Below are 10,405 nucleotides of genomic sequence, written 5' to 3'. Positions count from 1 at the left end.
GGACGTGAGCACGACCAGGAACGGCAGGGGGACCGCGAGGAAGAGCCAGGGGGTGATGCGCCGACCGGTGAGGGGCTGCCGGCGGCGGGGCCGGATCCGCTCCTGCACCCCCGAACGACGGAAGGATCGACCATGGCGATCACCGACGCTCCGCCCATCGAGGTCGGAGCGAGCAAGCGGATCCGGCCCCGCCGCCGGCAGCGCCTCACCGGTAGGCGCATCACCCCCTGGCTCTTCCTGGCGGTCCCGCTGGCGTTCCTGGTCGTGCTGACGTACATCCCGGTCGCGAACATGTTCTGGTACAGCGTCACCGACTGGGACGGCCTGGACCCCGACAAGACCTTCGTCGGCCTCGAGAACTACGTCGAGATCTTCACGCGGCCCGAGATCTTCCGGGTCTTCTTCGTCAGCCTGTTCTACCTCGCCGGCGCGATCGCGCAGCTCGGCCTCGCCCTCTTCTTCGCGACGCTGCTGAGCTTCCGCACCCGGTTCCGCAACTTCTTCAAGGGCGTCATCTTCTTCCCCTACCTGATCAACGGCGTCGCCATCGGGCTGATGTTCCTCTACTTCTTCCGCCCGGACGGCACGCTCGACGCGGTGCTCGGCGTCTTCGGCGTGCAGGACACCCCGCAGTGGCTCGGCGACCCCTCCGTCGTCAACGTGTCCCTCGCGGCCACCTCGGTCTGGCGCTACATGGGGCTGAACTTCGTGCTGTTCCTCGGTGCGATCCAGTCGGTCCCGGAGGAGCAGTACGAGGCGGCGGATCTCGATGGCGCGAGCGCGTTCGACAAGTTCCGCTACATCATCGTGCCGAGCATCCGGCGCATCCTCGGGCTGTCCTTCATCCTCGCGATCGCCGGGGCGCTCTCGGCCTTCGAGATGCCCTACATCATGACCGGCGGCGCGAACGGGTCCGAGACCTTCGTGATCCAGACCGTCGACACCGCCTTCCGCTACTCCAAGGTCGGCCTCGCGTCGGCGATGGCCGTGGTGCTGCTGGCGATCGTGCTGATCATCACGGCCGTGCAGCGGCGCGTGTTCCCCGACGAGAAGGCGAGCCAGGAATGACCAGCACCCAGCAGCGCCCCCCGGCGGTCACCGGTCTCCCGGTGACGCGGCAGGCGGCCGTGAAGGAGCGGCGCACCCGCCGGTCGGCGGGATCCGTCCTCGGCTCGATCGGGAAGTACGGCTCGCTGATCGTGGCCTGCCTCTTCGCTCTCGTGCCGATCGTCACGATCGTGATGCTCGCGTTCAAGACCTCGGCGGAGTACCGGGGCACCGGACCGCTCACGCCGCCCTCGAACTGGTTCAACCTCGAGAACTTCGCCATCGCCTTCACGCAGGGCGGGATGGTCACCGGGTTCCTCAACACCGGGATCATCCTCGTCGTCTCGATCGTGGGCACCGTGCTGATCGGCACGATGGCCGCCTACGCGATCGACCGGTTCCGCTTCCGCGGGCGGAGCCTGGTGACCGGGCTCTTCCTGCTCGCGACGCTGGTCCCCTCCGTCACCACGCAGGTGGCGACGTTCCAGGTGATCAACGCCCTCGACCTCTTCAACACCCGATGGTCGGCGATCCTGCTGTTCACGGGCACCGACATCGTCGCGATCTACATCTTCCTGCAGTTCATGCAGTCGATCCCGGTCTCGCTGGACGAGGCCGCGATGCTCGACGGAGCGAGCCGCTTCACCGTGTACTGGCGGATCGTGCTCCCGCTGCTGAAGCCCGCGATCGCGACCGTCGTGATCATCAAGGGCATCGCGGTCTACAACGAGTTCTACATCCCCTTCCTCTACATGCCCTCGCGCGACCTCGGCGTGATCTCGACCTCCCTCTTCCGCTTCATGGGGCCCTTCGGGGCGCAGTGGGAGGTCATCGCCGCCGGCACGATCCTCGTGATCGTCCCGACGTTGATCGCGTTCCTCTTCCTCCAGCGCTTCATCTACAACGGACTGACATCAGGAGCTACGAAGTGACCCACACCCTCGACACCACTCCTCGCACCGCGGCGGCCACCAGCCGTCCGCTGCACGACGGCTGGAGTGTCCGCGCGACCCGCGGGCCGATCCCCGCCGAGCTGGTCTCGGCCGTCGTCCCCGCGGTGGTCCCCGGCCTCGTCCACACCGATCTGCTCGCGGCCGGGCTGATCCCCGACCCGTATCTCGACCAGAACGAGAAGAAGGTCACCTGGATCGGCGAGACGGACTGGGAGTACTCCTCCTCGTTCGACTGGGCCCCCGACGGCCGCGACGTGCACGAGCTCGTCTTCGAGGGCCTGGACACGGTGGCCGTCGTCATGCTGAACGGGCGGGAGATCGCCCGCACCCGCAACCAGCACCGCACCTACCGGATCCGCGTCGACGAGGCTCTGCAGGAGGGGGCGAACGAGCTGGTCGTCGCCTTCGCCTCGCCCGTCGCCGAGGCCGACCGAGCGAGCCTCGAGATCGGCTACCGGCCGCACACCTACTCCCACCCCTTCAACGCCCTGCGGAAAGCCGCCTGCAACTTCGGCTGGGACTGGGGGCTGGACGCCGCCTCCGCCGGCATCTGGAAGCCGGTGACCCTCCAGGCCTGGAGCGGTGCGCGCCTCGCCTCGGTGCGCCCCGTGGTCACGGTCGACGGGACGACCGGCCGCGTCGAGCTGCACGTGGGGCTCGACCGGGCCTCGGACGCCGAGGTGGAGGTGCGCGCCTCCGTCGCCGGCGCGGAGGCCGTGGCGAGCATCCCCGGTGGCGAGCGCACCGCGGTCCTCCATCTCGAGGCGGCCGACGTGGCCCTCTGGTGGCCGCGGGGCTTCGGCGGGCAGCCGCTCCACGACCTCGAGGTCGCGCTCCTGCAGGGCGGAGCCGTCATCGACGAGCGCTCCCAGCGGATCGGCTTCCGGACCCTGGAGGTGCAGCTCGACCGCGACGACGAGGGCACCTCGTTCCGCTTCGTCGTCAACGGCGAGCCCGTCTGGATCCGCGGAGCCAACTGGATCCCGGACGACGCCTTCATCACCCGGGTCGACCGCGAGCGCCTCGCCCGCAGGATGGACCAGGCCGAGTCCGCGAACCTCAACCTCCTCCGCATCTGGGGCGGCGGCTACTTCGAGTCCGACGACTTCTACGACCTCTGCGACGAGCGCGGCATCCTCGTCTGGCAGGACTTCCTCTTCGCCTGCGCGGCCTACGCGGAGGAGGAGCCGCTCCGCAGCGAGGTCGAGGCGGAGGTCCGCGACAACGTCACGCGGATCATGCCGCACCCGAGCCTCGCGCTCTGGAACGGCAACAACGAGAACATCTGGGGCTTCGAGGAGTGGGGCTGGGAGAAGCGCCTCCAGGGCCGCACTTGGGGCCTGGGCTACTACCTCGATCTGCTCCCGCGCTTGGTCGCCGAGCTCGACCCGGCGCGCTCGTACACGCCCGGGAGCCCCTGGTCGGGCGACCCGCAGATCTTCGCGAACGACCTCGACCACGGCTCCGTGCACCTCTGGGAGCTGTGGAACCGCGTCGACTACCCCGCCTACCGGGACGCCCACGCGCGATTCGTCGCCGAGTTCGGCTGGCAGGGGCCGGCGTCGTGGTCGACCATCCAGCGCTCGATCTCGGACTCGCCGCTGACTCCCGAGTCGCCCGGGATGATCCACCACCAGAAGGCGACCGACGGCAACGACAAGCTGACCGACGGTCTCGTCGCTCACCTCCCGCTGCCCGACGACACGGAGGACTGGCACTGGGCGATGTCGCTCAACCAGGCGCTCGCGGTGACGCTCGCGATCGAGCACCAGCGCTCCGAGAGCCCGCGCTGCATGGGCTCGATCGTCTGGCAGCTCAACGACTGCTGGCCGGTCACCTCGTGGGCCGCGGTGGACGGCGACGGCACCGCCAAGCCGCTCCTCTACGCGCTCAAGCACGTCTTCGAGGACCGTCTGCTCACCGTGCAGCCGCGCGGGGAGGGGCTCGCCGTGGTCGCCGTGGGCGACTCCCCCGAGGAGTGGGCCGGCGAGTGCGTCGTGCGCCGCCTGGCGTTCGACGGGACGGTGCTGGCGGAGGAGCGGCAGGAGCTCGCGGTCGGGGCGCGCTCGGTGCGCACCCTGCCGATCGGGTCCGGCGTGGCGACGCCCGAGGACGCCGCCGCCGAGCTGCTCGTCGTCGACTTCGCCGGGACGCGCGCGTTCTGGTTCTTCGCCGAGTACCGCGACTCCGCCCTGGAGGCCGCGCGCCTGCGCACGAGCGCCGCCCCCGTCGAGGGCGGAGTGCAGGTGACCGTCACCGCCGAGAACCTCGTGCGCGACGTCACCCTCCTGGTCGACAAGGTGGACCCGTCCGCCGTCGTCGACGACCAGCTGGTCACGCTGCTGCCGGGCGAGAGCGTCGTCTTCACGGTGCGCGGCTCCGGTCTCGACACCGAGGCGCTGGTGTCGCCGAGCGTGCTGCGCACGGCCAACCAGCTCGTCGCCGACTGGGCCTGATCCGCGGTGAGCACGCAGCCCGCCCTGGCCGTCGACGTCGGCGGCACGAAGATCGAGACCGCCCTCGTCGACGCCGGGGGCGGGCTCGTGCCCGGCACGCGGCACCGGCGCGCGACCGGCCCCGCCCTGACTCCTGAGGAGTTCGAGCGGGCGCTCGCGGAGTGCGTCGCCGCCTCGACGGCCGGGGCGGACGTCGTCGGCGTCGGCGCCGGATCCGCGGGGCCGATCGACCTCGACGGCGGCCGGATCCGACCGAAGAACCTCCCGCTGCTCCACGGCGTCCCGCTCCGGGAGGCGCTCGAGCGGCTCGTGCCCGGTCGGCCGGTCGAGCTGCGCCTCGACGGGACCTGCATCGCCCTCGCCGAGCACTGGTACGGGGCCAACCGGGGCGCCGTCTCCTCGGTGAGCCTCGTCGTGTCGACCGGGATCGGCGGCGGGATCGTCCTCGACGGCCGGGTGCTGGCGGGCCGCTCCGGCAACGCCGGCCACCTGGGCCAGGTCCACGTCGCCGACGCCGACCCCGAGGAGGGGAGCGACGGGACGCTCGAGAGCATCGCCTCCGGACCGAGCACCGTCGCCTGGGCCCGGCGCCGGGGCTTCGCCGGGAGCACCGGGGAGGAGCTCGGGCGCGCGGCCGCGGACGGCGACGCCGTGGCCCTGTCCGCGGTCCGCCGCTCCGCCGAGGCCGTCGGCACGGCGATCGCGGGCGCGGCGACCCTGCTCGACGTGCACGACTTCGCCGTCGGCGGCGGCTTCGCGGGCGTGACCCGCGACTACCTCCACCTCGTGCTGGCGAGCGCCCGGGAGCACGCGGTCCTGGACTACGCCCGCGGTCTCGACGTCCGCCCGTCCGGGCTCGGCGGGGAGGGGCCTCTGATCGGCGCGGCCGCCCTGATCCTCCGATCGACGGCGGCGGCGCGCGAGCCCGCCCTCGTGCCGTGAGCGGCATCTCCTCCGAGCATCCGCTCCGCTCGGCCCTGCGCCCGTCGCGGCACCGGGTCGTCGGGGCGGCGCTCGCCTACGTCGTCAAGGACAGCCCGCTGTGGATCCTGCCGCTCGTCACCGCCGCCGTGGTCGACGCCCTCGTCGACGGCCGGTCGCCGTCGGCGCTCGTCGTGCCGGCCGCGGCCGCCGCGGCGACGATCCTCGCGAACATCGGGGCGAACGCGGTCTACGTGCGGCTCTCCTCGTCCGCCGTCCGCGCGCTGGGCCTGCGGCTGCGGGAGGCGCTCGCCGAGCGGCTGCAGAGCCTCTCGCTCGACTACCACTCGCGAGGCAGCGCCTCCATCGCCCAGACGAAGGTGGTGCGCGACGTCGAGAACCTCGAGCTGATGCTGCAGCAGGCCTTCGGGCCGGTGCTGACAGCGCTGGTGGTGCTCGTCGGAGCCGGAGTGGCGACGGGCACGAGGGTGCCGCAGTTCCTGCTGGTGTTCGCGCTGACCGTCCCGCTCGCGGCCGCACTCGTGCTCTGGCTCCGTCGGCGGACAGCGGCCGGCAACGAGGCGTTCCGGCGCCACGTCGAGACGATGTCCGGCACCGTCGGCGAGATGTCCGCGCTCCTCGAGGTCACCCGCGCCCACGGCCTCGAGAAGGTCTCGGTCCAGCGGGTGGTGGAGGCCGCCCGCCGCGTCGAGCGGGCGGGCGTCGCCCTCGACCGCCTGAACGGGCGCTTCGGGGCGCTGTCGTGGAGCAGCTACCAGCTCATCACGCTCGGCTCGCTCTTCGGCGCAGCCGTCATCGCGATGACGGGCGTCCTGCCGGTGACGGTCGGCGAGGTCGTGCTGCTGAGCTCCTACTTCGCGCTGCTCACCGGGACGATCACGGCGGCGTTCCAGACTGCTCCGCTGGTCACCCGCGGCCTCGAGTCGCGCCGCTCGATCGCCGAGGTCCTGGCAGACCCCGACGTGGAGCACAACGAGGGCGAGCCGGTCGTCGACGCCCTCGCCGGAGGAGTCGAGCTCGACCGGGTGAGCGTCGACTACGGCGACCGGCGCGTGCTGCACGACGTGTCGCTCCGGATCGCCCCGGGGGAGACCGTGGCCTTCGTCGGCCCCTCCGGCTCGGGGAAGTCGACGCTGACCCGGGTGGTCCTCGGATTCGTCCGCCCCTCGCAGGGCCGAGTACTGCTCGACGGCCGTGACATCGCCGCCCTCGACATGCGCACGGCCCGCCGCTTCGTCTCGGTCGTGCCGCAGGAGTCGGTGCTCTTCCGCGGCAGCATCCGCGACAACGTGCTCTACGGGACAGGGGACGCTGACGACCACCGGCTCGAGGCGGCGCTGCGGGCGGCGAACGCGGAGTTCGTCCTCGAGCTGCCCGACGGCTGGGACACGGTCGTAGGGGAGCGGGGCGCCCTGCTGTCGGGAGGCCAGCGCCAGCGCCTCGCGATCGCGCGGGCCCTGATCCGCGACCCCCGTCTGCTCGTGCTCGACGAGGCGACCGCCGCACTCGATCCGCGCACCGAGCGCGAGGTCCGGCTCGCCCTCGACCGGCTGCGCGAGGGGCGCACGACGCTGATCGTCGCCCACCGCCTGAGCACCGTCCGCACGGCCGACCGGATCGTGGTGCTCAGCGAGGGGCGCGTCGTGGAGCAGGGGACGCACGATGAGCTGCTCGCGACGGGCGGCGCGTACGCCGCGCTGCACGCGACGGCCTGAGCGGGCCGCCGCCGCGCCGATCCGTCGCCCGCGGCCCGTGCCCGCCGCGGGGACAGGCCGCTGCTGACGGATCGATCGCGGGTGCGGCCCAGCGGGAGCCTCGTTAGCGTGGAGGTCCGCGCCGATCGCCGGCGCCGAGGGGAGCCCCATGGACCAGACCGAGGAGATCGACGCCCGGGCGGAGGCCCTGCGCGCCGACCCCGAGAGCTTCGCCGCGATGGACGCGCTCTGGCGCAGCGTCTACGCCCTGCCGATGTGGTGCTTCATCGCGCGGGGGCCGGACGACGCGCCCAGCCCCTTCGTCGGCGGCCTGGAGTCGGGGCCGATGGTCTTCGCCTTCACCACGGGGGAGCGGGCGCGCGCCGGGGCGCTGCACGCCGGCCTCTCCGACGAGGACGCGTCGCGCGTGCTGAAGGTGCCGATGCCGGCCGCGCTCGAGTGGATCGCGGCGATGGCATCCTCCGGAGTCGCGGGAGTGGTCTTCGACCTGCCCCGCTTCGGGTACTTCGCGCCCCTCCAGAACCTGCTGCCGATGCGCGACTTCATGGCGGCGAACCCGCCGGCCTGAGCCCCGTCGGCCTGAGCCCGGCGGGTACCAGCTGATCCGCTGGTTGTCGCCGCCCCGAACTGGTCACTGGACGACGCCCGAGGATGGTGGGCCGGAGGCGCGCCCGTCCTCCGAGGACGAGGCCGGGAGACGCCGAGGGGGAAGCTGCACTACGACGGATCGGTCGAGATCGACGTCGAGGAACGGGTGCTCGCCCACCTGCAGATCGTCCTCACCGCGAAGCTGCGCCGGGGGGAGTCGTGCCTGCTCACCTGGCGCGACGAGAACGGGATGAGCGACGGCCGCCGCGCGATCTGGCTGCACCCCTCGCACACGCTCCGCTACACCTACGCCGGCGGCCGCATGCCCCGCATCAACCCCGCCTGGATCTCGGCGCTCACCGATCTCGCGAACTCCGCCGGCGGCCTCCGCTTCGTCCCCGAGCCGCCGGAGCCCGTGCATCCCCCCGGCGGGAGCGCTCGCCGGTGACCGGCGGCCGGCCCCGTACCCGGCTTCGGGCTCAGCAGTCGGAGTCGGCGGTGTCCGCGTCGAGCGCCGCCGCGGTGCCGAGCGCGATCAGCGACTGATCCGTCGCGACCGCGACCCTCGGGAAGCCGAGCGCTCGCAGCAGCCCGGCGCGCTCGCGGTCGCCCGCGTAGGCCCCGGCGCCCTTGCCCGCGCGCCGGGCCGCCGCGGCGATCCTCGGCAGCGGGTCGTCCGGTCCGTCCGCGGCGAGCAGGTCGGACAGGTCCCGTCCGAGGCCGATCGCGAGGTCGAACGGGCCGACGAAGACTCCGCTCACGCCCGGCACCGCGAGGATCCGATCGACGGCGTCGAGGCCGGCCTGCGTCTCGATCATGACCCAGAGCGCGGTGCGCGCCTCGGCGGCCGGCGGGGGAGCGGCGCCCCAGAGATCGGACATCGGCCCCCAGCTGCGGCGGCCGAGCGGCGGGTAGTGCGCGGCGCGGACGGCCGCGAGCGCCTCCTCGACCGTCTCGATCATCGGGACGACCACGATGTCCGCTCCGGCGTCGAGCGCCCTGCCGATCAGGGCGTCGGAGAGCCCGGCGACCCGGACGCCGACGGGCGGCCTCCCGCTCACGGCGCCGAGCGCGCGCAGGGAGGCGAGGACCGCGGCGTCGTCGAACGCGCCGTGCTGCGCGTCCAGGCACAGCCACGCGGGTCCGCCGTGCGCGATCTGCGCGACCGTCAGCGGCTCCCCGAGCCGGCACCACACCCCGTCGGCCCGACCGTCACCGAGAACCCGTTCCGCATCCACGGGTCCGATCCTCGCGCACGGAGCGCCGCCTAGGCGAGGACCGCCAGCGCCGTCGACAGGATCCCGAGGACGACGCCCGCCCCGAGCAGGATCAGGCCGGTCAGGCGCAGGGCCCGCACCGCGTCGCTCCACCGGTGCAGGCGGATGCGGTGCGGATCCTCCTCGCGGTAGTACACCTCCCGCTGGTCCGACCGCGTCGGCGTCAGCGGGTCCCCGGCGGACAGCGGACGCGATCGCACCTCGCCGGCCCGGGTCACCCAGTGCAGCGCGAGGGGCGGCCCCTCCTCGAGGTAGGCGGTCGTCGTCAGCCAGCGTCCGTCGATCAGCGCCGCGACGAACGCGGCGAGCAGGAACAGCACGCCGAGGGGGAGGGTGACCAGCGAGAGGGCCTCGGAGATCGTCTCCAGCATGCAGCGTCCCTCCGACCGGATCCGGTGCTGAGCGTACCGAGTCGGCGGCCGGCGCGTCCGCAGTGCAACGCGCCCCGCCGCCGAGCCCGCGGGCCTCAGCCCCAGGCGACCTCGAGGTCGACGACGAACGTCACTCCGAAGCGATCGCGCAGCATCCCGTAGAGGGGCGACCAGGCCGCCGGGGCCAGGGGCACGACGACCGCCGCCCCCTCCGAGAGGCCGTCCCAGAGGCGGTGCAGCTCGTCGGCGTCGGAGCCGCGCAGCGACACGAACACCGGGATCGTGCCCGGGTCGTAAGCCGTGTGCGCGGGGACGTCGTACGCCATGACGCGGACGCCGGCCTCGGAGACGACCTGGCCCCACATCAGCTGGTCGGCCTCGTCGGGCGCGGTGACAGCGTTCGCGTCCGCGTAGGACATCGCGTCGAGCCGGCCTCCCGTGACCGAGGCGTAGAACTCCAGCGCCTCGCGGGCCTGCCCGCGGAAGTTGAGGTGGGTCGTCGTGGTGATGCTCATGGTGCGCTCCTCGCAGTCGTGCCGGGTCGATCACCCGGTGCCCCGACGCTCCCAGGAGAAGAGGACGGTAACGGTCCTCTTCTCGGAATACCCTCGGGACGTGCCCACGACGACCGAGCGGCTCCTCCTGCTCCTCTCCCTCCTGCAGACCCGCCGCGACTGGCCGGGCGGAGTGCTCGCCGAGCGCCTGGGGATCGCGCCGCGCACGGTGCGCCGCGACGTCGACCGGCTCCGCACGATGGGCTACCGGATCGACGCGGCGAAGGGCCCCGACGGCGGGTACCGGCTCGAGGCCGGCGCCGAGCTCCCGCCGCTGCTCTTCGACGACGAGCAGGTGCTCGCCCTCACCGCCGCCCTGCGCGCGCCGGTCGCGGGGCTCGAGGAGGCGTCGGCCCGCGCGCTGGCGACGGTGCGGCAGGTCCTGCCCGCCCGGCTCCGGCCCCGAGCCGATGCGCTGCGCTTCACGGTCGCGGCGGCGCCGGCCCCCGCAGTCCCTCCGGAGCGGCTGGTCGCGGTCGCGGCGGCCGTCCGGGCCTCGGAG

The 10,405-nt window shown here is 73.0% G+C and carries 11 protein-coding genes; 8 read left to right on the top strand and 3 right to left on the bottom strand.

The features are described from left to right. Positions 1 to 132: 132 nt before the first annotated feature. The 7 genes from C5C27_RS14890 to C5C27_RS14860 all read left to right on the top strand — a co-directional run bounded on the left by C5C27_RS14890 (position 133) and on the right by C5C27_RS14860 (position 8,149). Entirely contained in the window at positions 133 to 1,068 is a 936-nt protein-coding gene (locus C5C27_RS14890; protein ID WP_104234025.1) for a carbohydrate ABC transporter permease, read from the top strand. Next, the gene (locus C5C27_RS14885) at positions 1,065 to 1,979 is read left to right on the top strand and encodes a carbohydrate ABC transporter permease (RefSeq protein WP_104238482.1); all 915 of its coding nucleotides are present in this window, start codon (positions 1,065 to 1,067) and stop codon (positions 1,977 to 1,979) included. The genes C5C27_RS14890 and C5C27_RS14885 overlap by 4 nt, the downstream gene beginning before the upstream one ends. After that, positions 1,976 to 4,456, top strand: a complete 2,481-nt coding sequence (locus tag C5C27_RS14880) for a glycoside hydrolase family 2 protein (protein ID WP_181133557.1) — start codon at positions 1,976 to 1,978, stop codon at positions 4,454 to 4,456. Before C5C27_RS14885 ends, C5C27_RS14880 begins: the two co-directional genes overlap by 4 nt. Before the next feature lie 6 nt (positions 4,457 to 4,462). After that, complete coding sequence (locus C5C27_RS14875) at positions 4,463 to 5,398, top strand: ROK family protein (protein WP_104314795.1); 936 nt, start codon at positions 4,463 to 4,465, stop codon at positions 5,396 to 5,398. Beyond that, a complete protein-coding gene (locus C5C27_RS14870) occupies positions 5,395 to 7,113 on the top strand; it encodes an ABC transporter ATP-binding protein (RefSeq protein ID WP_104238484.1) in 1,719 nt (572 codons plus the stop codon). Before C5C27_RS14875 ends, C5C27_RS14870 begins: the two co-directional genes overlap by 4 nt. 148 nt (positions 7,114 to 7,261) lie before the next feature. Further along, positions 7,262 to 7,681: a hypothetical protein gene (locus C5C27_RS14865; protein ID WP_104314794.1), complete on the top strand. Its 420-nt coding sequence runs from the start codon at positions 7,262 to 7,264 to the stop codon at positions 7,679 to 7,681. Between the two features lie 186 nt (positions 7,682 to 7,867). Continuing rightward, positions 7,868 to 8,149, top strand: coding sequence for an ATP-dependent DNA ligase (locus C5C27_RS14860; protein ID WP_258066791.1), 282 nt, complete (start codon positions 7,868 to 7,870; stop codon positions 8,147 to 8,149). 31 nt (positions 8,150 to 8,180) lie between these two features. On the opposite strand, the gene C5C27_RS18170 is transcribed toward C5C27_RS14860, so the two are convergent. The 3 genes from C5C27_RS18170 to C5C27_RS14850 form a co-directional block, all read right to left on the bottom strand. Further along, positions 8,181 to 8,939 (bottom strand): HpcH/HpaI aldolase/citrate lyase family protein, encoded by a 759-nt coding sequence (locus C5C27_RS18170; protein WP_181133556.1) that lies wholly within the window; start codon positions 8,937 to 8,939, stop codon positions 8,181 to 8,183. A 29-nt stretch (positions 8,940 to 8,968) separates the two neighbouring features. Continuing rightward, entirely contained in the window at positions 8,969 to 9,349 is a 381-nt protein-coding gene (locus C5C27_RS18165; protein WP_181133555.1) for a hypothetical protein, read from the bottom strand. 95 nt (positions 9,350 to 9,444) lie between these two features. Continuing rightward, entirely contained in the window at positions 9,445 to 9,864 is a 420-nt protein-coding gene (locus C5C27_RS14850) for a VOC family protein (RefSeq protein ID WP_104314791.1), read from the bottom strand. Between the two features lie 100 nt (positions 9,865 to 9,964). Here C5C27_RS14850 and C5C27_RS14845 point away from each other — a divergent pair. Then, the coding region (locus C5C27_RS14845) for a YafY family protein (RefSeq protein WP_219813185.1) at positions 9,965 to 10,405 on the top strand (441 nt) is incomplete at its 3' end.

Source organism: Rathayibacter sp. AY2B7 (assembly GCF_002931635.1).
Lineage (GTDB): Bacteria > Actinomycetota > Actinomycetes > Actinomycetales > Microbacteriaceae > Rathayibacter.
The sequence above is the reverse complement of the archived record's forward strand: the minus strand, read 5'-3'. Positions and strand labels throughout refer to the sequence as shown.